General features: G+C 53.4%; 26 protein-coding genes. 8 read left to right on the top strand and 18 right to left on the bottom strand.

The genetic code is table 11. The features are described 5' to 3' along the window. Positions 1-242 precede the first annotated feature (242 nt). Together mtr and J1784_RS18445 are read left to right on the top strand one after the other, a co-directional pair. Entirely contained in the window at positions 243-1,487 is a 1,245-nt protein-coding gene (gene mtr / locus J1784_RS18440) for a tryptophan permease (protein ID WP_217150380.1), read from the top strand. Between the two features lie 81 nt (positions 1,488-1,568). Next, positions 1,569-2,234, top strand: a complete 666-nt coding sequence (locus J1784_RS18445; RefSeq protein ID WP_217150381.1) for a Rossmann-fold NAD(P)-binding domain-containing protein — start codon at positions 1,569-1,571, stop codon at positions 2,232-2,234. Between the two features lie 64 nt (positions 2,235-2,298). Here J1784_RS18445 and J1784_RS18450 read toward each other — a convergent pair whose 3' ends face one another. The 9 genes from J1784_RS18450 to J1784_RS18490 form a co-directional block, all read right to left on the bottom strand. After that, positions 2,299-3,684, bottom strand: a complete 1,386-nt coding sequence (locus J1784_RS18450) for a PTS transporter subunit EIIC (protein ID WP_217150382.1) — start codon at positions 3,682-3,684, stop codon at positions 2,299-2,301. A gap of 41 nt (positions 3,685-3,725) precedes the next feature. Further along, on the bottom strand, positions 3,726-4,796 hold the full coding sequence (locus tag J1784_RS18455) for an SIS domain-containing protein (RefSeq protein WP_217150383.1): 1,071 nt from the start codon (positions 4,794-4,796) through the stop codon (positions 3,726-3,728). A gap of 204 nt (positions 4,797-5,000) precedes the next feature. Further along, entirely contained in the window at positions 5,001-6,047 is a 1,047-nt protein-coding gene (locus tag J1784_RS18460) for a LacI family DNA-binding transcriptional regulator (RefSeq protein ID WP_217150384.1), read from the bottom strand. Between the two features lie 232 nt (positions 6,048-6,279). Further along, positions 6,280-6,459, bottom strand: coding sequence for a hypothetical protein (locus tag J1784_RS18465; protein ID WP_217150385.1), 180 nt, complete (start codon positions 6,457-6,459; stop codon positions 6,280-6,282). A 118-nt stretch (positions 6,460-6,577) separates the two neighbouring features. Then, complete coding sequence (locus J1784_RS18470) at positions 6,578-7,165, bottom strand: flavin reductase family protein (RefSeq protein WP_217150386.1); 588 nt, start codon at positions 7,163-7,165, stop codon at positions 6,578-6,580. A gap of 58 nt (positions 7,166-7,223) precedes the next feature. Further along, the gene (locus J1784_RS18475) at positions 7,224-8,078 is read right to left on the bottom strand and encodes a metal ABC transporter permease (RefSeq protein ID WP_217150387.1); all 855 of its coding nucleotides are present in this window, start codon (positions 8,076-8,078) and stop codon (positions 7,224-7,226) included. Further along, positions 8,075-8,929 carry a metal ABC transporter permease gene (locus tag J1784_RS18480; RefSeq protein ID WP_217150388.1) on the bottom strand — a complete coding sequence of 285 codons (855 nt, stop codon included), beginning with the start codon at positions 8,927-8,929 and terminating at the stop codon, positions 8,075-8,077. The genes J1784_RS18475 and J1784_RS18480 overlap by 4 nt, the downstream gene beginning before the upstream one ends. After that, complete coding sequence (locus J1784_RS18485; protein WP_217150389.1) at positions 8,926-9,705, bottom strand: metal ABC transporter ATP-binding protein; 780 nt, start codon at positions 9,703-9,705, stop codon at positions 8,926-8,928. The genes J1784_RS18480 and J1784_RS18485 overlap by 4 nt, the downstream gene beginning before the upstream one ends. Beyond that, positions 9,702-10,643 (bottom strand): metal ABC transporter substrate-binding protein, encoded by a 942-nt coding sequence (locus J1784_RS18490; RefSeq protein ID WP_217150390.1) that lies wholly within the window; start codon positions 10,641-10,643, stop codon positions 9,702-9,704. Before J1784_RS18490 ends, J1784_RS18485 begins: the two co-directional genes overlap by 4 nt. A 188-nt stretch (positions 10,644-10,831) precedes the next feature. Between J1784_RS18490 and mntR the strand changes: the two genes are divergently transcribed. The 3 genes from mntR (at position 10,832) to J1784_RS18505 (ending at position 12,441) form a co-directional block, all read left to right on the top strand. Then, on the top strand, positions 10,832-11,272 hold the full coding sequence (gene mntR, locus J1784_RS18495) for a manganese-binding transcriptional regulator MntR (RefSeq protein WP_338019922.1): 441 nt from the start codon (positions 10,832-10,834) through the stop codon (positions 11,270-11,272). Positions 11,273-11,535: 263 nt separating this feature from the next. Then, positions 11,536-11,886 (top strand): hypothetical protein, encoded by a 351-nt coding sequence (locus J1784_RS18500; RefSeq protein WP_217150391.1) that lies wholly within the window; start codon positions 11,536-11,538, stop codon positions 11,884-11,886. A 15-nt stretch (positions 11,887-11,901) separates the two neighbouring features. After that, complete coding sequence (locus J1784_RS18505) at positions 11,902-12,441, top strand: glycine zipper family protein (RefSeq protein WP_217150392.1); 540 nt, start codon at positions 11,902-11,904, stop codon at positions 12,439-12,441. 73 nt (positions 12,442-12,514) lie between these two features. Here the strand turns inward: J1784_RS18505 and J1784_RS18510 are convergent, their stop codons facing one another. The 3 genes from J1784_RS18510 to J1784_RS18520 all read right to left on the bottom strand — a co-directional run bounded on the left by J1784_RS18510 (position 12,515) and on the right by J1784_RS18520 (position 15,700). Beyond that, a complete protein-coding gene (locus tag J1784_RS18510) occupies positions 12,515-13,327 on the bottom strand; it encodes a Cof-type HAD-IIB family hydrolase (RefSeq protein WP_217150393.1) in 813 nt (270 codons plus the stop codon). Between the two features lie 117 nt (positions 13,328-13,444). Continuing rightward, positions 13,445-14,614, bottom strand: coding sequence for an MFS transporter (locus tag J1784_RS18515; protein WP_217150394.1), 1,170 nt, complete (start codon positions 14,612-14,614; stop codon positions 13,445-13,447). A gap of 87 nt (positions 14,615-14,701) precedes the next feature. After that, a complete protein-coding gene (locus J1784_RS18520) occupies positions 14,702-15,700 on the bottom strand; it encodes an ROK family protein (RefSeq protein WP_217150395.1) in 999 nt (332 codons plus the stop codon). A 138-nt stretch (positions 15,701-15,838) separates the two neighbouring features. On the opposite strand from J1784_RS18520, the gene J1784_RS18525 reads away from it, so the two are divergent. After that, complete coding sequence (locus J1784_RS18525) at positions 15,839-16,246, top strand: VOC family protein (protein WP_217150396.1); 408 nt, start codon at positions 15,839-15,841, stop codon at positions 16,244-16,246. Here the strand turns inward: J1784_RS18525 and J1784_RS18530 are convergent. The 5 genes from J1784_RS18530 to J1784_RS18550 form a co-directional block, all read right to left on the bottom strand. Then, positions 16,243-17,070, bottom strand: coding sequence for a serine hydrolase domain-containing protein (locus tag J1784_RS18530; RefSeq protein WP_238485590.1), 828 nt, complete (start codon positions 17,068-17,070; stop codon positions 16,243-16,245). The genes J1784_RS18525 and J1784_RS18530 overlap by 4 nt on opposite strands. 113 nt (positions 17,071-17,183) lie before the next feature. Beyond that, the gene (locus J1784_RS18535) at positions 17,184-17,906 is read right to left on the bottom strand and encodes an amino acid ABC transporter ATP-binding protein (protein ID WP_217150424.1); all 723 of its coding nucleotides are present in this window, start codon (positions 17,904-17,906) and stop codon (positions 17,184-17,186) included. Then, the gene (locus tag J1784_RS18540) at positions 17,893-18,657 is read right to left on the bottom strand and encodes an amino acid ABC transporter permease (protein WP_217150398.1); all 765 of its coding nucleotides are present in this window, start codon (positions 18,655-18,657) and stop codon (positions 17,893-17,895) included. Before J1784_RS18540 ends, J1784_RS18535 begins: the two co-directional genes overlap by 14 nt. 60 nt (positions 18,658-18,717) lie before the next feature. Then, on the bottom strand, positions 18,718-19,485 hold the full coding sequence (locus J1784_RS18545; RefSeq protein ID WP_217150399.1) for a basic amino acid ABC transporter substrate-binding protein: 768 nt from the start codon (positions 19,483-19,485) through the stop codon (positions 18,718-18,720). A gap of 87 nt (positions 19,486-19,572) precedes the next feature. After that, on the bottom strand, positions 19,573-20,478 hold the full coding sequence (locus J1784_RS18550) for a LysR family transcriptional regulator (protein ID WP_217150400.1): 906 nt from the start codon (positions 20,476-20,478) through the stop codon (positions 19,573-19,575). A 131-nt stretch (positions 20,479-20,609) separates the two neighbouring features. On the opposite strand from J1784_RS18550, the gene J1784_RS18555 reads away from it, so the two are divergent. Together J1784_RS18555 and J1784_RS18560 are read left to right on the top strand one after the other, a co-directional pair. Further along, complete coding sequence (locus tag J1784_RS18555) at positions 20,610-21,422, top strand: alpha/beta fold hydrolase (RefSeq protein ID WP_217150401.1); 813 nt, start codon at positions 20,610-20,612, stop codon at positions 21,420-21,422. Positions 21,423-21,499: 77 nt separating this feature from the next. Then, positions 21,500-22,297 (top strand): hypothetical protein, encoded by a 798-nt coding sequence (locus tag J1784_RS18560; RefSeq protein WP_217150402.1) that lies wholly within the window; start codon positions 21,500-21,502, stop codon positions 22,295-22,297. A 46-nt stretch (positions 22,298-22,343) separates the two neighbouring features. Here J1784_RS18560 and kup read toward each other — a convergent pair whose 3' ends face one another. Next, on the bottom strand, positions 22,344-24,218 hold the full coding sequence (gene kup, locus J1784_RS18565; protein ID WP_217150403.1) for a low affinity potassium transporter Kup: 1,875 nt from the start codon (positions 24,216-24,218) through the stop codon (positions 22,344-22,346). Positions 24,219-24,231 lie beyond the last annotated feature (13 nt).

A 24,231-nucleotide genomic window follows, 5' to 3' on the forward strand; every position in this document is an offset into this window, starting at 1 on the left:
TACACATTTCCAGCGTTATTTCCCTGTGTCACTTCCTGAATGCCCTGCTCAGCTTCTGAATCTGCGATTTTGTATCAGAAAACTAGTTCAGCAGTGTACAAGACGCTTCATTTTCACTATATTGCCGCGCTTAAGACCAAAATCGCAGCACAAAACAGCGATTCATGATCAATATTCAACTCATTTCTTTTTCAGCCATTCTTTCGACGAATTCTGATAAAAGCCACGCGAGGATACGCACTATGGCGACGCTTTCCGTAACCGCCCCGCAACGTTCAGTACTGGGCGGCGCAATGATTATTGGTGGAACGATCATCGGCGCGGGGATGTTTTCCCTGCCGGTGGTGATGTCCGGCGCCTGGTTTTTCTGGTCAGTGGCCGCACTGATTTTCACCTGGTTTTGCATGCTGCATTCCGGCCTGATGATCCTTGAAGCAAACCTTAACTATCCGGTGGGATCGAGTTTCAATACGGTGACCGGCGATCTGCTGGGTAAGCACTGGAACCGGCTGAATGGCATCACTATTGCGTTTGTTTTATATATTCTGACTTACGCTTATATCTCCGCCAGCGGTTCGGTTATCCAGCATACCTTGCGCGAAATGTCGGTGAATTTTTCTCCCCGCCTTGGCGGTCTGCTGACCGCACTGGTCGTGGCCTTTATCGTCTGGCTGAGCACCCGGGCAGTGAGCCGTATGACCGCTATCGTGCTCGGCGCAAAAATCATCGCCTTTTTCCTGACATTCGGCAGCCTGCTGTGGCATGTGAAACCGGTGAATCTGCTTAACAGCGTCGAGATCAACCCGAGCTATATGCCTTATGTGCTGGCGACGCTGCCCTTCTGTCTGGCGTCATTTGGCTATCACGGCAATGTGCCGAGCCTGATGAAGTACTACGGCAAAAATCCGCAGATCATCAAAAAATGTCTGCTGCTGGGTACGCTGATGGCGCTCGGGTTGTATATCATCTGGATGCTGGGGACGATGGGCAACATTCCGCGTCCGGAATTTATCGGTATCGCCGAGCGTGGCGGCAACATTGACGTGCTGGTGCAGTCGCTGAGTCAGATCCTCAACAGTGCCGGTCTGGATTTGCTGCTGACTATTTTCTCCAACTTTGCGGTTGCCTGTTCATTCTTAGGGGTAACGCTGGGCCTGTTTGATTATCTGGCCGACTTGTTTACATTCAGCGACAGCCGCACTGGTCGCTTCAAAACGGCGCTGGTCACCTTTGTTCCGCCGATTATCGGTGGAGTGATTTATCCCGACGGTTTCATTTATGCGATTGGTTTTGCCGGTCTTGCAGCGACCGTCTGGGCGGTGATTGTTCCGGCGCTGATGGCGCGTGCATCGCGTCAGCGTTTTGGCAGCCCGCTGTACCGCGTGTGGGGCGGCAATAAAATGATCGTACTGGTGCTGCTGTTCGGCGTGCTCAATGCAGTGGTACATATTTTGTCGAGCGTGAATTTACTGCCGGTATATCGTTAAAGGCCGCCTTGCTTCTGTTCTTCGGCACCACCATATCGGTAAATGACAGCAACGCTGAATGACTGAAACCAGAGGTGATAGATGAACGTGTTGATATTTGGGGCCAGCGGTATGGTCGGACAAGGTGTGCTGCGCGAGTCTCTGGCAGCTCCGGATGTGGAAAGTGTGACCGTGGTCGGGCGGTCGCCGCTGGCGCTGGAAAACCCGCGACTTCATCAGCAAATCTGGCCGGATCTGATGGCAGAAGAGCGCATTGCCACGCTGCCTGATAACGCCGATGCCTGTTTCTTTTGCCTCGGCGTCTCCTCAGCGGGAATGACGGAAGCCCAATATTCCAGACTGACGTATGACCTGACGCTGGATATCGCGTCAGCGTTAGTGAAAAAGAATCCGGCGATGACTTTTATCTATGTTTCCGGTGCAGGCACCGACAGTTCTGAACAAGGGAAAAGCATGTGGGCGCGGGTGAAAGGCCGGACCGAAAATGCCCTGCTGAAACTCGGTTTCGCCAACGTTTTCCTTTTCCGTCCAGGCGTCATTCAGCCATTACACGGAGCGCAATCCAAAACCCGCAGTTACCGGATACTGTACACCGTGATGGCTCCGCTGTTGCCGTTGCTGCGTAAGGGGTTCCCTGATTCAGTGCTGAGTACTCAAATTATCGGCAACGCCATGCTCAATGCTGTGCGTCAGGGGTATCCGAAAGCGATACTTGAAACGGCGGACATTGCCCGTCTGGGGCGCTGAGAACCCGAAACATATTAAAAAAATCCCCTGCCAGCCAGGGGATTTTTTTCACGTTCGTTTCACATTAACGGCTCAGATCCCCGCTTAATCCCGGCCCGGCAGAGGGCACCAGCACCCGCGTTTTACCATAGACAATGGTCAGAATCGCCGGAACGGTAAACGCCACCGCAATCGCCAGCACTTCATAAATCATTTTCGAATCCGGGCCGCTGAATAATCCCAGCTCAAACACGTTCAGGACCGGCAGGAAACTGTAAGTTTTCACGCCCAGCAGACCGGTTATCGCGCCACCCAGTGCCGCGCCTACGCTGCCGAACACAAACAGCATTTTGTATTTCAGATTCACGCCGTAAAGCGCGGGCTCGGTAATCCCAAAGAAAGCAGAGACGGAAGCCGAAATCGCAATCTGCTTATCACGGATATTGCGGGCAATGAAAATCGCCCCGAACGCCGCACCAAACTGCCCCATCACGGCGGACATAAACATCGCCATAATCGTGTCGTAACCGTTGACCTGAATGTTGATCAGCGCCAGCGGAATAATGCCCCAGTGAACGCCGAACACCACGAATATCTGCCCGATCCCCGCCAGTAAGGCCCCGGAAATCACCGGACTCAGGTTGTACAGCCAGGCATAGCCGCTGGCGATCCCCACACCGACATAATCAGCCACCGGCCCGATGACGGTAAAGACCACAAAGCCGCAGATAATCAACGACAGACACGGCACAAAGACCAGCGCGGCAATTTCAGGAATGACCTTTTTCAGCCAGCGTTCGACATAACTCAGGAACAGTACCGCGAAGACCGCCGGGATCACCGCGCCGCCATAAATTTTAACGTTCAGCGCCAGTCCCATAAAGTGAAATGCGCCGGGAATACCGGGGTCGGTCAGCGGAAATATCATTGCCGCAGTCAGCGCCAGCGCGGTGAATTTGTTCGCCCTGAAACGCTCGGCGGCCGTCACAGCGATGAACAACGGCAGCATGACAAACACGCCGCTGGCAAGTGCGTTGAACACAGTAAAAACGTAAGAATGGGGATCCACCAGATTCAGGGTTTGCAGCAGCACCACAATCCCTTTGACCACCCCGACACCGGCCAGCACGCCGATGTACGGCGTGAAAATGGCCGACAGCGTCGCCAGTAAACGATTGATCAAAGACCCCTGAGTCACCGCACCCGGTTCTGCGGCAGACTGCCCGCCAAGAGAGGCCTGGATCGCCGCAAAGACCTGCTCCACTTTCGGGCCAATTACAATCTGAAACTGGCCGGGATTCTCGACCAGCTTCACGACTTCAGGCAGCTTGTACAGCGCGTCTTTTTTCACTTTGCCGGCGTCTTTGAGCGTAAAACGTAACCGGGTTGCGCAATGTGTCAGGTGTTGTATATTTTCGGATCCCCCCACGTTTTCAATAATCTGCGGGGCAAGCTGACTGAATGTAGCCATGGTGATTCCTCAGTTTCAAGGTTAGGACGCAGGTGTTGAACTCAGACGAAGTCGCCCGGTTTTGTTTTACTTTTTACGGCGACGCCAAAGTCGGTAAAAATGCGTTGTGGCAGGTTATTGCCTTTCGCTTGCGCAATATGATGAGCGAGGATCTGGAACGGGATCACCATCAGCAGCGGCGCGATAAATTCATCCACCGGCGCGTTAATGGCCAGCGTGCGCGGGTCATCGCTCTGGCCGAGTTTCAGCGTGTAGACATAATCGGTGTATTTTTGCTCATAGGATTTCAGCAGCATCAATCTTTCGCGGGCAATGCCGGGCGTGTCGATAAAGAACATCCGATGGCTGGCATTCACCTCGAAATACGGGCCGTGCATAAACGCTTCTAATTCCACGCCCTGTGACGGCACGCGGATTGTTTCCGCAAACTTGGTTTCCATTTCTTTAATCACCCCGATTGAGGGGCCATAACCAATGGCGGTAAATCGCGGCGAACCGGTCAGTTCTTCCTGCCATTCTTTAAAGAAAGTTTCTGTGGCAGAAATAACCTCAGGAATACAACTCACGGCAGCGGTTAATTTATCCAGCTCCGCCCTTTCCTGTTCTGAACTGATGAGCCCGTTAATTCTGGCGGTATAAACACCCAGCAGCATGAATTTAAAAATAGTGGCGATATACCCTTTGGTGACATACCCCACTTTCTCCTCACCGATTTCGAGATCAATAACATGATCAACGGTGGTGGCTAATTCACTGTTTAAATTTCCGGTCATGCCGTAGGTCATCACCGGATAACTTTCGCGGATATGTTTAATGGCATTCAGCGTGGAAGTACTCTCCCCGCTTTGCGAAACGCCGATGACGATACGCACCGATTCATCGAACTTTTCGTAGTGCTGAAAATGGAAAGGTTCCACGACGCTTATCCGTACGCCGGTCAGTTTCTCAACATAAAATTTGGCGCTCATAATGGCGTTAATGCTGGATCCTGTCGCCATCACCAGCCAGTTCGCCGGGTCGTTAATCACTGGTAAATCATTAGGATAATGCGAAACAATCCCTGCAAGCGTTGCCTGTTCTTCCTGAATGTAAGTCATCATGGTTGGTTTCATCTGGTTCTCCCGTGGTTAAAACCTGAAAACGTTTTCAGGTTTTAACCTAGAGGAGCACCCCGTGCGTTGTCAACGGACTTGTCAGCAATTGTGGGCGGGATCAAAAAATATCGTTTTGCAGCAGATAACGACGCTAAAAAGACAAAGGGCGTAATACGGTGAAGTATTACGCCCTGACTAATAAATACACTATGGAGGAAATTGCTACGCTGATTCACCGGCAATGAACTGGAGGGGGATTTTCACTGGCGGTATTTTTTGCTCATTATCTTCCAGCAATAACATCAGTCTGCACATCACTTCCCTGCCAATAAGTTTATTCTGGTGATCAACCGTGGTAATACGGGGGATATAATATTCGCTGCCGGGGAAATATTCACAACTTGCCACCGCGATATCCTGCGGGACGTTGAGATTATTATCCTTCAGCGCGCGGATCACACCTTTAGCCACATGATCATTAATACAGACCAGTGCCTGCGGCAGCGGTTTATTCAGAGCCAGCAACTGTTCTATAGCCTGATATCCATGTTCAGAATAGAAATTATTTTGGACAACAAATTCGTCAGTCACGGGTAAATTTTCACTCGTCAGCGTCTGGCGAAATGCGGCCACGCGCTGACGAGTGATATACACATTTTTAGACCCACCGATGAAACCAATCCGCTGATAATTCTGTGCAATCAGATAGCGGGTTACCAGCTCCACGGAACCGGTCTGATCCCGTTCGATACAGGAATAGTCGATCCCTGCCAGTTCACGCCCGACAACGACCACCGGCACCGTGGCACATAAATGCGATAGCGCCTGCCGGTAAGGATCGGGCACGACGTTATAATCGATATTGCCACCAAGAATAATAACGCCGTCGATCTGGCTGTCAGTAATGGAAGTGAATATGTTTTCTTCAGAAATGATGTCTGTGCTGGATGACGACTTATTTGCCGATTGCGTATCATAAAGCGTGACCTTATAACCCGCCTGCAAACTTTCGTGCTCAATCTGCGTGACCAGCATGACGAAATAAGGATTGCTGATATCAGAAACAATGATCGCAAGCGTCCGGGTTTTCTTGGAAATCATGCCGCGCGCCAGCAAATTCGGGCTGAAATTATTCTCCTGAATGACCTTCTCCACCCGGCTGCGAGTTTTGTCAGACACCCAGTTGTTCTTATTCAGCACTCTGGAAACCGTCGTGATCGACACGTTCGCCAGTTCAGCGATATCCTTGATAGTCAGCGTCTTTTTCATTTTTCCCCTTCCCTATTTCGCTTCATACTAAGGCAACGGAAACTGGGATGCAAAGAGACGGATCACAGGATTTTCTGATAAAACGCCAGCACCGCGCGGGGGCAAAGGTGAAATGAAGGTCAGTATGGCAAAGACAGAGGAAGGAGGAGAGGATTTGTAAGGCAGGCACATCACGCAGCCTGCTCTTAACGTAATACAAACAGGCCGCGATCACAGAGAAGGTCGTTAACGTTTAAGCTTTATTCACCGAAACTATGTCTTTGATGAAGGTGAAGCTTGAATCACCGTGATCTGTTTTGATCATCGGGTAAATTCTTTCTCCTTTCTTCACAAAGCCAGTCACTTCGTGGGTTGAGCCGTTCTTGACAGTAAAGCTATCGCCAACACTGATGGAACTTGCTACTTCGCTCATAACAATCCTTAACTCTTACTTCATTAAACTTCAGTAAACCCGTTTGTTGCCGGTCGATGGTAGGCCTTTATGCGATAGGTAGCCAGCGGCGTCGGTAAAACGCAGCTGGCGGGAGCAATTACTTCAAATCAGTATTGGCGTTCAGGGGTTCGCCGGTGGCGTAGAACTGACCGCCAGCGATGTAATGCAGGCTGCGCAGTGAAGGATCCGCGTCTTCGAAATGCCAGTGGCCGTCGTTGAAAACGCGGGTATCCGCCCAGGCGCCGACGATTTCGCCAATAAACAGATCATGTGCCTGCTGGTTATGCGGCTCAGGGATCAGTTTACAGGCCAGCCATGCACTACACCCCGCGACGAATGGCAAATCACCGTGGCCTTCCATGCGAAACAGTTCTGCGCCACAGTGCTGCAACTTATCCGGGTCGGTTCTGAGCGTCCGGTTACCAAGATCGTAGGTCATTTGCAGCTGCGCCACAGTCGGCACCTGGATGGCAAAAAATCCACTTTGCTCAATCAGCTCGCGTGTTCTGGCAATTTTATCCAGCACCACGGTGAGTTTTGCTGGCCTGAAATCCAGCCCGCATACCCAGGACGCTGACATCACGTTGTCCGTACCATTGTGATGGGCGGAAACCAGCGCCGTCGTGCCGTGGTTAATCAGGCGGTATGCTTTTTCCAGTTCGACAGGAGCAAATTGTTGGGTCATCAGAATCTCTCAGAAAAGTGAATGCAATGCGCAGAATGACAAACCTGCCGCACTGACACTATGCATTTGGTGCCGACTGCCGGGATTTTAGCGGTTTGCGTAAAAGGTGAATGACTAATGCCAGCAGGAAAAGCATAGCCTGAATCAGCACAATCGCCGGTCCGGTGGCGGCATCAATATAAAAACTGATGAAGGTGCCGGAAATGGCGGCGATAAGTGACGCCGTCACGGCAACCATGATCATTTTCGGCAGCGTTTTACACAACAGAAAAGCCGTAATGCCGGGGGTTATCAGCATCGCAACCACCAGAACGACGCCAACGGCCTGCAATGCCGCCACAATGGTCAGCGCCAGCATACACAGCAATGCGTAATGATAAAAACGCACCGGCAACCCGACCACTTTCGCCTGCACCGGATCAAAGCAAAACAGCATCAGGTCTTTAAATTTAATGATAATCGCCAGCGTCACTATCACGGCGATAATCAGCGTTTGCAGCATTTCACTGTCTGTCACGCCCAGGATATTACCGAACAGAATATGGCTGAGATGCTGCTCGGTATTCACACGGGAAAACAGCACCAAACCGGCAGCAAACATGCCCGAGAACACAATGCCCATCACCGAATCCTCTTTTACCCGGCAATGTTCTTTGATAAATCCGGTCGCCACGGCGCAAAACAGACCGGAGCCAAACGCGCCAATCACCAGCGGAATGCCCGCCACATAGGCCAGCACCACACCCGGCAGCACGGCGTGTGAAATCGCATCGCCCATCAGTGACCAGCCTTTTAGCACCAGAAAACAGGAAAATATCGCGCAGACAATGCTGGTCGCCATCGCGGTCAGCAGCGCGCGCTGCATAAAGGCGAAGCTCATCGGCTCCATCAGTACATCAAACCAGGACATCATGCGCGGCTCCGACGTTTAATACGCACATGACTGGCCAGCCAGCCGTGTTTTGGCGCGAATAAAAATGCCAGCAAGAAGACTGTGGTTTGCAAACAAACGATGACACCACCCGTTGCGCCATCCAGGTAATAGCTCAGCCAGGCGCCCGCCGCGCTGGTGACAGCGCCGATGATCACCGAAATAATCAGGACATGGGAGAAACGGTCGGAAAGCAGATAAGCGGTCGCGCCCGGCGTGATCACCATCGCAATCACTAAAATTGCGCCGACGGTCTGTAGCGCCGCCACACTGCACGCGCTGAATATCGTGAAGAAAATAATTTTGAGTCGCAGCGGAGATAGCCCGATCGAAACCGCATGAGCTTCGTCGAAAAATACCGCCAGCAGGTCACGCCAGATAACGCACAGCACCAACAGGGAAACGCCAACGATAATCTGCACCTGCAGGATATCGGCGTCATCGATACCTAAAATATTGCCGAACAGAATCGACTGCACGTTCACGGAGGTCGGATTGAGGGAAACCAGCAACAGCCCGAGCGCGAAGAAGGTCGAGAAAACGAAACCGATAATCGCATCTTCACGCAATTTTGTGAAATGGCGCAACAGGGTCATGGAAAGGGCCGCCAGAATACCGGTGCCAAACGCGCCAATAGCATAAGGAAAGCCCAGTGCATAAGCGCCAGCGACGCCCGGTACCACCGAATGCGAGAGCGCGTCACCCATCAGTGACCAGCCTTTGAGCATCAGATACGCCGATAAAAATGCGCACACCGCGCCAACTCCGGCACTCACCCAGATGGCTTTCACCATGTAGTTGTACTGAAACGGCTCCAGCAGCAGCTCCGTCATACTGCGCGCCTCACCGGTTCCTGTGGCACTAAATAACCAATATTTCTCAGTGCGCCGCCAAAGGTGTTTTCGAGATTTTGAGAGGTAAACGTGGTTTTGAGCGTACCGGCCGCAATGACCGTGCGGTTGATCAGCACCACGCGGTCACAGAAATCCGGCACGCTGGCAATGTTATGGGTTGAAACCAGAATCAGGTGCCCTTCCTCGCGCAGCTGGCGCAGGAGTTCGATAATCGCGTTCTCAGTTTTGATATCGACGCCGGTAAACGGCTCATCGAGCAGCATGACGCGCCCTTGCTGCGCCAGCGCACGCGCCAGAAAGACGCGTTTTTTCTGTCCGCCGGAAAGCTCACCAATCTGACGCTGTGCCAGTTCAGTCAGGCCTACGCGAGCCAACGCCGATGCCACCTGTTTTTTGTCCTCTGCCGACGGAATGCGCAAAAACGACATTTTGCCATAGCGACCCATCATCACCACGTCACGTACCAGCACCGGAAAATTCCAGTCCACCTCTTCCGATTGCGGCACGTAAGCAATGAGGTTTTGCTTCAGGGCTTTCGCCACGTTCAGACCATCCAGCGTGACACTGCCGTGTGTAGGACGGATGATCCCCATGATAGTTTTAAACAAAGTGGATTTCCCGCTGCCGTTCACGCCGAGCAGCGCGCAGATCGAACCGCCGCGCAGGGTAAACGAGGCATTTTCAATCGCGGTGTGCCCGTTGTTATAGGTCACCGAGATATCATCAACGTTAAGATTCAGCGCGGCGTTACTCATTGTCCGAACCCTTCTGCAATGGTGCCGACAGTGACTTTCAGGAGATCGATATACGTAGGAACCGGGCCGTCAGCCGCAGACAGCGAATCGACATACAACACGCCGCCATATTTCGCGTCGGTTTCCTTGCTGACCTGTTTCGCCGGTTTGTCAGAAATCGTGCTTTCACTAAACACCACCGGAATATGCTGCTGACGCACCAGATCGATGATTTTTTTCACCTGCTGCGGCGTGCCTTGTTCTTCGGCGTTGATCGGCCACAGGTAAGCTTCTCTGAGATCGTAATCTTTCGCCAGATAACTGAATGCACCTTCGCTGGTGACTAACCAGCGTTGCCCTGCGGGGATTTTTGCCAAACGTTCACGCAGCGGCGCATCCAACTGGCTGATTTTTGCGGCGTAGGATTTAGCATTCCGATCATAAACTGCCGCGTTTTGCGGATCATACTTCACCAGCGCCGCACGAATATTTTCAACATATACCAATGCGTTTTTTGGGGACATCCAGGCATGAGGGTTAGGGTTTCCTACATACGGTCCTTCCTGAATTGGCAGTGGCGTTATGCCGTCCGTCACGGTGACCGACGGAACATGCTTGATGTTGGCGAAAAAACGACCGAACCAGCGCTCAAGATTAAACCCGTTCCACAAAATCAGGTCTGCTGATTGGGTTTTGACAATGTCTTGTGGTGTTGGTTGATAATCATGGATTTCGGCTCCAGGCTTCGTGATGGATTCAACGGTGGCCGCGTCACCGGCAACATTCTGCGCAATATCCTGGATAACCGTAAATGTGGTAACAACCTTAAATTTCTTATGTTCTTTTTCCGCCGCCTGCGCATTGCCTGTGATCAGCGCTATGATCATGCCAATCAACATCAGCCGCAAACGAAACGGTGAGTAACTGAATAATTTTAAGATATTTTGTCCCTTTCCCATACAAACTCTCCTGTTAATGCATTTATCAAACGGTGGTTTATTATTCAGATATAGCACAGGCTATACTCCATAGCCAAGGCAAAGTTTTCATAAATTGGTAGATATGTGGACTTGGTTTACAATGCGTGGATTGCTGCGGTGAGCGCAGCTGCGGTGGAAAACCGTTGAGCATGAAAGAGGCAGGCGCAGTGAAAGATAAAAAAACGAATCCATTACTGGATGTGGAAGAACACGCGCAGGGTTTCTTACAGGTGCGCGAGGCGCATCGCCGGGAGTTAATGGATGATTACGTTGAGCTGATTTCAGATCTCATTCACGAATTTGGCGAAGCGCGGCAGGTGGATCTGGCTGCGCGTCTGGGCGTTTCCCAGCCGACAGTAGCAAAAACCCTGAAACGCCTAGCCAATGCCGGACTGGTACACCAGCTGCCTTATCGCGGAACCTTTCTGACGCCGGAAGGTGAGAAACTAGCGGCGGAAAATCGCGAACGCCATAACGTGGTTGAAGCATTCTTTATCGCGCTCGGGATCAGCGCGGAAACAGCGCGTCTGGATGCTGAAGGGGTCGAACACCACGTCAGCGATGAAACGCTGGAAGCGTTCAGACGCTTTACGGCAAGCCGAAAATAACAGCGCACAGATAAATTTTTTCATTTTTTCGCCCGGTGCTGCCGCGACAAAACCGGGCGTGAAACAATAATCCCTCTCCCCTGAAACCCTGAACGTAAACAAACGTTTGCCGCTGAATTTTTTGGTCACAATTGCTGCCACAGCCTTGTCGAATCCCCCCTAATCTCCCGCCAACCTTTTAGCCACAACCGGCGTATCGTTATCCTCAGGAGTGGTGGGTTGTTATCGCTTCAGACATCCGGTCAATGTGCTTCGAGGTCGTTATGAAAAGGCTGTTGTTGTTGATGCTTGCTGCTGGCGCGCTGATGTCGGCCAGCCCTGCGTCGTTCGCCTACGGTTATTATGGTCACGGCTACTACGGTCATGGCTACGGACACGGTTATTATCATGGCGGCTATTATCGCGGCTGGTATGGCCCAAACGTGGTGATTGGCATTCCGCCACCGGTCTATTACGGGCCACCTGCCGTCGTGTATGCTGCGCCGCCACAGCCGCAGACGTATGTCGAGAAACCTCCGGCTTATGCGTATTACTGCCAAAACCCGGCAGGATATTATCCGCAAGTCCCGGCCTGTCCGCGTGGCTGGATGAAAGTGGTCGCAGGACCACGTTAACAGGCGATAGAAGTCATGAACAGATTTACTCCGGTGGCGGTACTCGCCTTAGCCGCGGCCTTATCCGGTTGCGTTTCTCCCCCGACACGTCCAGACGTAATGGTATTACCCGGCACGGGAAAGGATTATCAACAGTTTCAGATCGATGAAATGTCATGCCGCAATGCGGCCTATGGCAGTGTGAACGGCGGCGCGCAAACGGCCAGCAATAATGCCGCAGGGACCGCTGCCGCAGGCACGGTCGTCGGCGCGGCAGCCGGGGCACTGATCGGCGCAGCTTCTCATCAGGCCGGGGCGGGGGCGCTGATTGGCGCAGGCAGTGGTTTGCTGGTAGGCAGCGCGATGGGCAGCAATAATGTGGGTGCCAGCAGCAGCGATTTGCAGGATCAGTACGATACGGTTTACACACAATGTATGTACGCCAAAGGCAATAAAGTGCCGGTAGACGCCAGCGACGGTTACAGTTCAGATCAGCCACCGCAATCACGGGTTCCGCCGGATTACACTCCTGCGCAGCCCGGTAACAGCGGCGTTCCGCCAGACTACGTGCCTTAACGTTTTCAGTCCCGCACTAAAAAGGCTGCCGTTTTATGCGGCAGCCTTTTTGTTTTAATGCACATTAACCAGATTAAGCGAAAGGCGCGCGACCGTTCAGCACATCATCAATCACTTTCAGCACGCCCTCATCACGGTTGGATGGCGCCTGGTATTTTGCGGCAGCTTTCGCCGGTGCCGACGCATTTTCCATCGCAAAACCGTAACCGGCGTAACTGAGCATTTCCAGATCGTTGCCGCTGTCGCCAAACGCCAGCACTTCGTCATCACGGATACCGTAGATTTGCTGGATTTTTTGCAGACCGCAGGCTTTGTGATTCCCGCTGATGATCAGATCCACAGAGCCATGACCGCTGGTCACCGGTGCCACAATTCCGCCAAGTTTCGCGTTAATTTCACTCATCAGCGGATACACATCGTCTTCCACGTAGCTCAGTGCAAATTTGAAAATCGTATCGTCGATTTCTGCGTATTCAGACACTTTGGTCAGGCGATGATAATAGCGGCGCATACGGCTGATGAAATCCTCATCGGTGCCGCTGAGCACATAAGCCCCTTTGCGACCGCAGACAATGGTGTTGATGCCCGGCGTGCGGCTAATCCAGTCCAGAACCTGTGTCACCTGTTCCGATGTCAGTTCACCGCAATAAATTTCCTGTTCCTTATCGACCACATATCCGCCGCCTTCTGCGACGTATGCAATCTGGGTATCGAGGTCATCAAAGAAGGATTTCAGCTGGTAATACTGGTTGCCGCTCGCCACCACAAATTTAATGCCACGTTGCAAAAGTCGCTGATACTGCTCGCCAAAGCGAACTTTATTGTATTCATGCTGCGGATTGAGAAACGTTCCATCCATGTCTACGGCGATAAGTTTTACGGCCATTACTGCTCCTTACAGAGTCGGATTCTAAATCAATCAGGGTAAAAGATGGCTGGCGGGTTTTACGCGCCAGCTGGCAAATTTGCCACTCAGTTATAAATCATTGGACTTTGAAAACAATCAATACTTCAGTTTGTATGCGCCAAACGTGATGACCAGAAACGCCGCCGCAACAGCAGAAAAGGCGACATACAGACTGGAAAGATGGGCAATAAAGCCGATCAGCGCCGGGCCACCCAGCACGCCGAGATAACCGAGCGTAGCGACCATCGCCACCGCCATGTTCACCGGCATCACTTTTTCCTGACCGGCCAGCGTGATCAGCACCGGCACAATATTCGCCGCGCCGACACCCACCAGCGCAAAACCGCACAATGGCAGGATCCAGCCCGGTAACAACACGACCATCAGATAACCGGCAATACCCAAAATCCCGCCGATAATCAGAATACGTTTGCGACCCAGCGCGCTGACGATCGCGTCACCGGTCATACGCATCAGCGACATCGCCACCGCAAAGACCGCAAATCCCCAGCCCGCATGTTCCAGCGCCAGATCGCGATCTTTGGTCAGGAAAACACCGCCCCAGTCCAGTACCGCGCCTTCGGCCATAAAGCAAATCATCGCCATCACCGCCATCAGTATCAGACGGAAATTCGGCCTGGCCTTCGTGTGCCCTTCTTCCGGCTCTTCATGCGCGCCAAACGGCAACATCCCGCGATACGAATACGCCGTCAGCACGATGACCAGCACGACGGCAAAAAATGTACTGCCGAGCGGCGTGATACCGGCGCTGAGCAGCAACGCGCCGCCACCGGCGCCGGCGATCCCGCCCACGCTCCACAGGCAATGAAACCCGGACATCAGCGGTTTATCCGCCGCCTGTTCCACCAATGTGCCCTGCACATTGACGGCAACGTCCGCCAGCCCGATACCCATGCCGAAGATAAACAGGCTGAGCGCCAGCAGCCAGATGTCGCTGAACACCGCCAGCAACGGCAACATCAGGCAATATAAAATCACCGCCGCGACGATCACCGCGCGGCAACCAAACTTGCCGATAATCCGCCCCGAGCCAAGCATCGACAGCAGCGAACCGGCACCGAGACACAGCAGCAGTAACCCGAGATCGCCCGCTTCTGAATGCGTGCGCAGCTGGGCATACGGCACCAGCGCCGCCCACAGTCCCATCGCCATACCGGTAACAAAAAAGATCGCCCGCGTCGCGACGCGCCGGACAGGACTTCCGGAATGAATACCGGTGCGATCTATTTCAGATGACAGTGACATCAGGTTCTCCCGCGAGGTGAAGTTAGTTATTAAAAGTCTTTTAATAAGTACGCAGTATAAGGGCGCATCAAACAAAGTCAACCGGCGTTATTCACCAAATGCAATGTGCAGATTGTAGTTGCTGAGCGTCAGTTCGGTGATGCCTTGCAGATAATCCTGGCGCATCGACGGACGGTAAGTCAGCTGCGGCATATGCTGCGCGGGAATGTGCCGCTGACAAAGCGCGGGCAGTTCTGGCAGCAGCGCTTCACTGATCTTTGGACCGGAAAGCGCTATGGTTGCAGGATTGATAATCGCCGTCAGCGAGACAATCACTTTCGCCATTTCTTCGGCGACCGGCAGCTTATCCAACCCTTCAAACGGCAGATTTGAGACTTCTCCGGCAAACTGGCTGGCGCCCTGTAATACCTGACCATTAATCACCATGCCACAGCCCAGACAAGGCACCTCCGGCTTAAAGAGATACGCCACCGGCGCGGTGATGCCCGCACAACTGCTGCGATAAAAACCCCACGCGGTATAGTTCATGTCGTTATCCGCCTGAACATAAATTCCGAACCGTTCACGCAGTTGCTGCTCCACCGCGACACCGGCAAATGCACTGATATCACAGGTCGCCACGGTTCCCTTCACCACTACGCCCGGCAGACCAATGCCCAGCGCTTTGATGTCAGGATAATCAGCAATCAGGCTGCCAATTTGCTGATAAAACGTTGCCAGCGTCAGCGGTAAAAAACGGATTTCACCCTGCGCCAGACTTTCACCGGTGGCTGAGTTTACTGACCAGACAATCTGCGCGGCGGCGTCACTGCCCTGCGCGTAAATGCTGAGCACTGAGAAATAATCCGGGTTATACGCATAGCGTTGCGCCGGTCGTCCGCCGCGTGAAACTTCCAGCTCCAGCGCCAGCACTTCGCGCCGCTGGCTCAGGTCATTGAGCACGGCGCCGCAGGTGGCAATACTCAGTCCGGTGGCCCCCGCCAGTTCCGCCTTTGTCGCCGATCCTAGTGATTTCAACGCATTCGTCACCAGCACGACATTGTTTATTTTCATTTCACGGGTGGTACGGTTTGAAGGAATGATCATGGGGCCTCGGGAATGCGGGTAAGAATTGGGAGGTAATTTAGCACAAAGTGAAAAAAGGCTATGGTTATGAAAAGACAAAAGTCAGCATGCACAGAAATAAGCATCTTTAAAATGAGTTCATCTTCAGGGGAGGTATCTATGATTTCTCACATCTGTATCGGCGTTAATGATTTCAGGCGGGCTTTTACTTTCTATTCAGCAGTGATGGCAGAACTGGGTCATGTGCTGAAGTTCTGCGACGCGGAAAAACCCTGGGCGGCGTGGATGGCACCTTGCGCGCCAAGGCCGTTGTTTGTTATCGGCCAGCCTCATGACGGCGGAACAGCCAGTGCGGGTAACGGTCAGATGGTGGCATTACTGGCAGAGCGGCGTGATACCGTAGACCAGATCTACCAGTTCGCGATGGCAAACGGCGCGACAGATGAAGGCGCACCGGGACTACGTCCGCATTATCATGCGGATTACTACGGTGCCTATTTTCGGGATGCCGATGGCAATAAGGTATGTATTTGTTGTCATCATCCTGAGTCCCTTTCGCCCCTTTAGCCGAAGTTCTGTACCCACCTGCCCAGCTCTGTTTCGGCCACGCCTTCGTGATGCCCGTCAGTGAAGCATGCGCCGGTCACGGGTTCAGGGAGATCCGGGAAGTGATAGACCGCGTTCACGCACGACGGGCCGCCGCCTGAATGACCTGCGGAGCGCCCGGCGTTCCCCATTGCTCCGCTCATCAGTCCAAGGGCGTAACCGCATTCTGTCCACGGGCGACCTTCGAGCGCGCCGCCAAGCGGAATGGTGACCTGCATTTCAGCCATTGACGCGGCATTCAGGAGTTTACCGCTGAATAATCCGTGCAGCAGTCTTGCCGCATCGCGCACATTTCCCGCCAGACAGCCGTGATATACCCAGCCCGGAGGGTATTTTCCGGCGGCTTCACAGTGTAGCTGTGCGAACTCCTCGCGTGTGGTGACAGGCGCGATGCTGGTCAGCCCGAGCGGTGTCGTGACGATATCAGCCACCAGTTGCGCAAAACTCAGCCCGGATGCCGCTTCAATGTGTTCGCGGGCCAGCATGTAGCCGATATTGGAATAAGCCCACCCCGCGCCCGGCGCAAACAACATGCCTTTGGCTAACGCGGCATTGAGTAATTTTTCTCGCGACCAGGGATCTTCTCCCGCGGCGACAGCGTCGTGATACTCTTTCAGTGCGCCGTAATCCGGCAAACCGGCGGTGTGATTGAGCAGTTGTCGCAGCGTGTAAGCCTCGCCATTAATGCAGCTATCAAAATCCACAGCCCCGTTTTCACTGAGTTTCAGCGCGCAAATAGCGATCACTGTTTTCGTGAAGCTCCAGTAAGGAAAACGGGCTTGCATATCGCCTTCTGCCCTTTCTTCGCCGGAGGCTGAAATACAATAAGAATGGAAATTCTGCATGGCGGACCTCATCACATTAAAGAAAACGGGCGCTGTTTAAAGCGCCCGCCGGATCACAATACTTTACTCAAAAATTCGCGGGTTCGCGGATTTTCCGGTGCAGTAAACAGTTGCGCCGGTGGCCCCTGTTCCTGAATCACCCCCTGATCGATAAACACCACGCGGTCGGCCACTTCACGGGCGAAGCCCATTTCGTGCGTCACTATCACCATCGTCATACCTTCGAGCGCCAGCTGCTTCATGACTGCCAGCACTTCGCCGACCAGTTCCGGATCCAGCGCCGATGTCGGTTCGTCGAAAAGAATGATCGAAGGTTCCATCGCCAGCGCACGGGCAATCGCCACGCGCTGTTGCTGACCGCCGGATAAACTGGAAGGCCAGGCATCGATTTTGTCGATCAGCCCGACTTTTTGCAGCAGCTTTTCGGCACGCATTACCGCTTCGGCTTTCGATAAACCCTTCAGCGACATCGGCGCCATAATCAGGTTTTCCAGCACGGTCATGTGCGGGAACAGATTAAAGCGCTGGAACACCATGCCGACGCCGGAACGCAGCGCATTCAGGTTAGTTTTCGGATCGTGCACTGCAAAACCGTTCACCACCACTTCGCCACCGTTGGGCTTTTCCAGCGCATTCAGGCAGCGCAGAAATGTGCTTTTACCCGAGCCGGAAGGACCGATTATGCACACCACTTCTTTCTCTGCGATGTCGCAGGAAATGCCGCGCAACACGTGGGTTTCACCAAACTGTTTCTGTAAATCCTTAACGTGAATCACTTTTGCCAAACCTCTTTTCCATGTGTTGAACCAGCAGCGAGAGCAGGAAAGTCAGAACCCAGTAAACCAGTGAAATGGTCAGGTAGGGTTCCCAGTAGGTGGCGTAAGCGCCGGAAACGGTACGCGCGGCATACGCCAGATCCGCCAGGCCAATCGCCGAAGCCAGCGAGGAATCTTTCACAATCGCGATGGCGTTATTACCCAACGGCGGCAGAATACGGCGAAACGCCTGCGGCAGGATAACCTTACGCATCGTTTTACCCCAGCCCATGCCCAGCGCGCGGGAAGCTTCCATCTGCCCGTTGTCGATAGACTGAATACCGGCACGGAAAATCTCGGAAACATACGCTCCGGCGTTGAGGGTGATCGCCACCACGCAGGATAAGAATGCGCCGTAATCTGAGCGCAGCGCTCGGGCGAAATCCGAAGACATCAGGCCGTTCGCCACTAAGATGCCGTCGCGCGGATTAATAAACAGCGGCACTAGGGCGAAGTGAACCACCATGATCTGCACAAACAGCGGCGTACCACGAAAAGCACTGACGTAAATGCGCACCGGCCATTGCACGGCAAAACGCAGTACGTGTTTCCACGGGCCGTCGTCGGCGCGGGCCATCCGTCCCAGCCCCAGCAGCAGGCCCCAGGTGGTGCCTAAAATCACACAAATAATGGTGCATTTGATGGTCATCAGCGCGCCCTGTACAAACAGAGGCGCATATTCTGAGATTATCTCCCAGCGAAATCCGGTCATACCTGTCCTTGTTCAGAGGCGTTTTACCGCCCCTGATTAACGTTGTTCTGGTTGGGAATATTACTCAGCTGGAAGTGTTGGAACGTTCTTATCAAACCAGGTTTCGTAGATTTTGGCGTAGGTGCCGTCAGCCACGATCTTCTTCAGACCGGCATTGATTTTACCCAGCAGCTCGATGTTGTCTTTGGCAACCGCAATACCGAAATACTGACGTTCGAATTTCGCGTCCGGCACCAGTTTAAGCGCTTTTTCCGGATGGGATTTGATGTAGTACTTCACCACGCCTACGTCGCCAACAGCCGCGCCGATACCGTCTTCTGCCAGTTCCTGCAACATCAGCGGGGTATTATCAAAACGTTTGATGTCGGTGCTGTTCTTGCCCAGTTCATTGGAGACCACAATGTCGCCGGTGCTGGAGTTCACTACACCCACTTTCTGACCTTTCAGCGCAGCCACAGAATCCACTTTGGAATCTTCAGGCACCACGATGGACTGTTCTGCCGGGAAATACGGCGAGGAGAAAGCCACCATCGCTTTACGTTTATCGGTAATGGTGATGCCGGAAATAATGATGTCACGGTCACCGGAATTCAGCGTCGCAAAAATCCCTTCCCACGGCGTGTTAACCAGTTTGATGTCAAAATCTTCGGCTTTGGCGATGGCTTTGATGATGTCGATATCAAAACCTTCCAGCTGTTTCTGACTGTTTTCATATTCGAACGGACGGTATGTTCCGCCGGAACCGACGACGTACGTGGTCTGCGCGGCATAAGCAGATGTGATTAATGAAGAAAGCAGGCACCCGGTGAAAATTAACGACTTAAGCATGGTCACTCCCGTTTGATTGTTATTTTATGCAATTAATTTGCATAAAAATACACAAATTGACGAAGTGCTTCAACTGAAAGTTGTCGCTTACGAGACATTTGGAACATCTGTTCCAAACGCCTGTTTCAGCCTGTCGATAAACAAACGCGTTTTGAAATTAACGTGTTTCGCGGTGGGCGTAATGGCATGTAAAGGCAATGCCGGGCAAGTGTAAGCTGGCAATACCGGCACCAGTGTTCCCTCCGCCAGCGCTCTGGCGAAAACGAAATCAGGGCCATACACAATACCCGTACCGCACAACGCCACGTCGAGCATCACGGCGGTATTATTCGCCAGAAAACGGCAGCGGCAGTCCAGCGAAACAGGCTGGCCCTGTTCATTGACAAAACTCCAGGGCTGCGCCGTGACCGCGCCGATATAACCGAGCAGCTGATGTGTTTGCAAGTCTGAGGGTCTTTCCGGCATTCCCGCTTTTGCCAGATAGTCTGGCGAAGCGCAGGCCATCAGGCGATAGTCAGTTATCTTACGGGCAACCTGATCCGAATCCGGCAACGTCCCGATCCTGACGGCAATATCGACGCCCTCTTCAACCAGACTGACAAAGCGATCCTGCAACTGCAAAGCGACCTCTATTTCAGGAAAATCCGCCATAAATTTCGCGATAACTGGCCCAAGATACATTGAGCCAAACGTGACAGGTGCGGCAATGCGCAATGCGCCACGCGGCGTAGTTTGCCGATCAGCGGCTTCTTCATTAGCTTGTTCCAGCGCCTCGAGAATATGTTTGCTGCGAACGAAATACGCCTGCCCCGCATCGGTCAGGTTCAGTTTGTGCGTGGTGCGCTCAATCAACCTGACCGAAAGTGACTTTTCCAGCGTGGAAAGATACCGACCCGCCATGACGGCAGAAAGACCGAAACGCCTTCCCGCAGCAGCTATGCTGCCTTCTTCGACGGCACTTACAAACACCGACAAGCTCATAAAACGATCCATGACGCCTCACTTTGTGTGTACTTTGAGTTAATACACTACAGATAATTTAGCCTGTTCAACATTTTAATGTCACAGGAGAAAATAGTCATAAAGCGGCTGACTTCCGGACGCGACTTCAAAGAGAATAACTCATGAAAATGTTAATCAACGGCATCAATCTGAACGTTAAAGACACACAAAAAGGTGAAACGGCGCTGATATTTCAGCATTTCTGGGGCGGGTCTTCGCGCACCTGGGATGACGTGGTGGCGCGACTGCGTGACACATTCCGCTGTATCACGCTGGATGCCCGCGGCGCGGGAGGATCTGACGCGCCCGCAAAAGGTTACCGGACACAGGATCATGCAGATGATGTCCGGGGTGTGATCGCCGCGCTCGGCCTGAAACGCTATGTTCTGGTCGGGCACTCGATGGGCGGTAAAGCGGCGCAGTTGCTGGCGTCAGAACGTCCGCTGGGACTGGAAGGTCTGGTGTTGGTCGCATCGTCACCGCTGTCACCGATGAATTTTCCGCAGGAACAACGCGAGCAAATGAAAAGTACATATATCAGCCGTGAAGCCGTTATCTGGACGTTGGAAAATGTACTCACCGGCACCCCGGTTGCAGCTGTCCAACGTGAACAGCTGATCGCCGATGCGCTGCGAATGAGCCCGCAGGCGATCAGCGGATGGACTGACACCGGCATGGCAGAAGATCTTCACCACCACGCCGCACAGATCAACGTGCCGGTAGCGATTGTGGCGGGGGAACTGGACCGTGTTGATCCTATTGACGTCGTGAAGACGCACATCATTGCGAGCTATCCTTCTGCGGATGTACATTTTCTGGCCGGGTTTGGACATTTATTACCGGTCGAAGCGCCGGAGCAAGTGGCGGCGATCGTCCGGGATTTTGTCACCAAAACGGCTCAACGCAGACAGCAGACTCCTCCGAGTTCCCTGTAAGAACGTTCATCTCTTCGGTGGGATCGGGTATATTGGAACGCAGATCACAAAAATCCCTTAAAGGAAGACGTCGCATTATGAGTTATCGCTTCACCCTGGCTGCTGTGGCAGCCGTTTTAGCCCTGACAGGATGCGCAAAAACGAAAACCGCCGACCAGGCACCGGCTTTCGATTTTGGCTCGACGCGCCTGACCGTAGCGCACGTCCCGACGAAAACCGATGATGGCACTAAACTGTATGTCACCATCGATGACAAAGATGCCGGTGCGCTGGGAACCGGCGAAAGCCTGGAAGTCCAGCTTCCGGAAGGTAAACATAAAGTCGGCGGCTATGCCCGTTCACTGATTGGCCGCGTCACCATCGCGCCGGTCGACGTGGCGACATCGCGCGATGTCGTCAGCCATGTGACCTATTCTGTGGCGAATCTCAAACCGACGTTCCTGGTTCGCGCATCAACGCCAGTACCGAAACCGAAGTCAGAATCGATTCCGGCAGAACCGGTTCCGTCGCTGCCGAAAGACATTGAAGCACCGGCAACTGCCGAACAGTCGCAGGCTTCAGCTGTACCGGCCAACGCAGCAACGGAAGCGGCTCCGGCGACGCAAACTGTCGCACCGGCAGCCACTCAGCAGACGTCTGCAACCGCTGCAGCGTCGACAACGACCGGAACGCCTGCAACACCTGCGACCCAGCCGACGCAAACCGTTACGCCTGCGACACCGGCAGCGACTCAGCAGACACAAACTGCCGCGCCAGCCACGCAGACACCAGCCGTTACCGAGCTGACGCCAACCACTTCGTCGCAAACCTCACAAGCGACGCAGGGTTCGACCACGCCGGATATCACTGACCTGACTTCCGCGCCGCAAGCGTAATCCGTTTCCCCCGCCGGTATATAAGATCCTCCGGCGGGGATAATCCTCAGAATTTCACCACCGCACCCAGCTCAATCACCCTGTTCGGCGGAATATGATAATGCTCAGGCGCACGCAAAGAGTTGCGCTGCAAAACCTGAAACAGTTTCCCGCGCGCTTTTAAGTACCACGGCCGGGGTTCGCCCAGTGTAAACGTATCCCGTGACATAAAGAACGACGTCTCATTCATCGTGCATTTCAGCCCTTCCAGCCCGCAGCGGTAGAGAATATCCGTCACGTTCGGCGTTTCCCGCCAGCCATAACTGGCAATGACCCGCCAGAATGCCGGTGAGAGCTGTTCAATCGTCACCCTTTTCACGTTATGAACGTACGGCACGTCCTCAGTCACCACCGTCAGCAGCACCACACGCTCGTGCAAAATTTTGTTGTGCTTAAGATTATGCAGCAGCACCAGCGGTACTTCATATTGCCCGCGAGACATGACCACCGCCGTGCCCGGCACGCGTTTCGGCGGCGCTTTTTCCAGTGAGGCGATAAGCGCCTCAAGCGCTTCCGGATCCTGTCGCAGGCGGCGCAGCAGGCGCGAACGCTCGGTTTTCCATGTGAGCATAATCAGCAGAATGGTCACCCCGATGGCTACCGGCAGCCAGCCGCCGGAGAACAGTTTGGTCAGGTTGGCAGCAAACAGCGGCACGTCAATGAAAAGCAATACCGCCATCATCAGCCCGCCAGCCCAGGTTTTCCATCCCCAGTTTTTGACCATCACAATGCCAATCAGTACCGAAGTAATAACCATTGTGCCGGTGACCACAATCCCGTAGGCCGACGCCAGATTGCTGGAATGTTTAAAGCTGACGATGGCAATCAGCACTGCGAAATACAGCAGCCAGTTGACCACCGGAATGTAAATCTGGCCGGATTCTTCGTCAGAGGTGTAGATGATGCGCATCGGCGGCAGATAGCCCATACGCACGGCCTGGCGCGTCAGGGAGAACACGCCGGAAATCACCGCCTGCGAGGCAATCACCGTCGCCAGCGTGGCCAGGATCAGCAGCGGGATCAGCGCCCAGTCAGGAGCAAGCAGGAAAAACGGATTCACAATGGCTTCGGGTTTACTGAGCAGCAGCGCGCCCTGTCCGAAGTAATTCATCACCAGCGAAGGCCCGACCAGCACAAACCAGGCAATGCGGATCGGTTTTTTACCAAAATGCCCCATGTCGGCATACAGCGCTTCGCCACCGGTCACCGACAGCACCACCATGCCGAGAGCAAAGAACGAGACGGTTTTGAATTCCACAAAGAAATGCAGCGCCCAGTAAGGATTAAGCGCCTGCAATACATCGGGATTACGCATAATCCCGTTAATCCCCAGCGCACCGATGGTCACAAACCACAGCACCATCACCGGCGCAAAGATTTTGCCCACGCTGCCGGTGCCATTTTTCTGAATGAAAAACAGCAGCGTCAGGACGGCAATGGAAAACGGAATGATAAACCGGTCGAGCGACGGCTCAATAATCTCCAGCCCTTCAATCGCCGAAAGTACCGAAATAGCCGGAGTGATCACCCCGTCGCCATAGAAAAAGCTGCCGCCCACCAGCCCGATAAACATAATCGCCGGGATCCACCGCGGATTGAGATTGCGGATCGCCAGCGACATCAGGGTCAGAATACCGCCCTCACCGTCGTTGTCGGCGCGCATCACGAAACTGATGTATTTCACCGACACCACCAGCATCAGGAGCCAGAAAATCAGCGACAGAAAGCCGAATAAAGCACTTTGGGTCACGGCAATGCCTGCTTGTCCGGTCAGGCATTCACGCAGGGTATACAGCGGGCTGGTACCGATATCACCATAGACGACACCAATACACGCCACGGTCACAGTCAGCAGCGATGATTTATTTTTTGTATGCTTCATGAGTGGCTTCACA

It is taken from the genome of Rahnella ecdela, from assembly GCF_019049625.1.
GTDB lineage: Bacteria > Pseudomonadota > Gammaproteobacteria > Enterobacterales > Enterobacteriaceae > Rahnella > Rahnella ecdela.

Excerpts from the sequence above, each read along its gene's own strand:
- J1784_RS18490 (WP_217150390.1), bottom strand. The coding sequence starts at position 10,643 with ATGGGAAAGGGACAAAATATCTTAAAATTATTCAGTTACTCACCGTTT.
- J1784_RS18480 (WP_217150388.1), bottom strand. The coding sequence starts at position 8,929 with ATGACGGAGCTGCTGCTGGAGCCGTTTCAGTACAACTACATGGTGAAA.
- J1784_RS18540 (WP_217150398.1), bottom strand. The coding sequence starts at position 18,657 with ATGACCGGATTTCGCTGGGAGATAATCTCAGAATATGCGCCTCTGTTT.
- kup (WP_217150403.1), bottom strand. The coding sequence starts at position 24,218 with ATGAAGCATACAAAAAATAAATCATCGCTGCTGACTGTGACCGTGGCG.
- J1784_RS18525 (WP_217150396.1), top strand. The coding sequence starts at position 15,839 with ATGATTTCTCACATCTGTATCGGCGTTAATGATTTCAGGCGGGCTTTT.
- J1784_RS18445 (WP_217150381.1), top strand. The coding sequence starts at position 1,569 with ATGAACGTGTTGATATTTGGGGCCAGCGGTATGGTCGGACAAGGTGTG.
- J1784_RS18475 (WP_217150387.1), bottom strand. The coding sequence starts at position 8,078 with ATGATGTCCTGGTTTGATGTACTGATGGAGCCGATGAGCTTCGCCTTT.
- J1784_RS18450 (WP_217150382.1), bottom strand. The coding sequence starts at position 3,684 with ATGGCTACATTCAGTCAGCTTGCCCCGCAGATTATTGAAAACGTGGGG.
- J1784_RS18545 (WP_217150399.1), bottom strand. The coding sequence starts at position 19,485 with ATGCTTAAGTCGTTAATTTTCACCGGGTGCCTGCTTTCTTCATTAATC.
- J1784_RS18485 (WP_217150389.1), bottom strand. The coding sequence starts at position 9,705 with ATGAGTAACGCCGCGCTGAATCTTAACGTTGATGATATCTCGGTGACC.
- J1784_RS18560 (WP_217150402.1), top strand. The coding sequence starts at position 21,500 with ATGAGTTATCGCTTCACCCTGGCTGCTGTGGCAGCCGTTTTAGCCCTG.
- J1784_RS18470 (WP_217150386.1), bottom strand. The coding sequence starts at position 7,165 with ATGACCCAACAATTTGCTCCTGTCGAACTGGAAAAAGCATACCGCCTG.
- J1784_RS18520 (WP_217150395.1), bottom strand. The coding sequence starts at position 15,700 with ATGATCATTCCTTCAAACCGTACCACCCGTGAAATGAAAATAAACAAT.
- J1784_RS18555 (WP_217150401.1), top strand. The coding sequence starts at position 20,610 with ATGAAAATGTTAATCAACGGCATCAATCTGAACGTTAAAGACACACAA.
- J1784_RS18510 (WP_217150393.1), bottom strand. The coding sequence starts at position 13,327 with ATGGCCGTAAAACTTATCGCCGTAGACATGGATGGAACGTTTCTCAAT.
- J1784_RS18505 (WP_217150392.1), top strand. The coding sequence starts at position 11,902 with ATGAACAGATTTACTCCGGTGGCGGTACTCGCCTTAGCCGCGGCCTTA.
- J1784_RS18515 (WP_217150394.1), bottom strand. The coding sequence starts at position 14,614 with ATGTCACTGTCATCTGAAATAGATCGCACCGGTATTCATTCCGGAAGT.
- J1784_RS18460 (WP_217150384.1), bottom strand. The coding sequence starts at position 6,047 with ATGAAAAAGACGCTGACTATCAAGGATATCGCTGAACTGGCGAACGTG.
- J1784_RS18530 (WP_238485590.1), bottom strand. The coding sequence starts at position 17,070 with ATGCAAGCCCGTTTTCCTTACTGGAGCTTCACGAAAACAGTGATCGCT.
- J1784_RS18500 (WP_217150391.1), top strand. The coding sequence starts at position 11,536 with ATGAAAAGGCTGTTGTTGTTGATGCTTGCTGCTGGCGCGCTGATGTCG.
- mtr (WP_217150380.1), top strand. The coding sequence starts at position 243 with ATGGCGACGCTTTCCGTAACCGCCCCGCAACGTTCAGTACTGGGCGGC.
- J1784_RS18465 (WP_217150385.1), bottom strand. The coding sequence starts at position 6,459 with ATGAGCGAAGTAGCAAGTTCCATCAGTGTTGGCGATAGCTTTACTGTC.
- J1784_RS18455 (WP_217150383.1), bottom strand. The coding sequence starts at position 4,796 with ATGAAACCAACCATGATGACTTACATTCAGGAAGAACAGGCAACGCTT.
- J1784_RS18550 (WP_217150400.1), bottom strand. The coding sequence starts at position 20,478 with ATGGATCGTTTTATGAGCTTGTCGGTGTTTGTAAGTGCCGTCGAAGAA.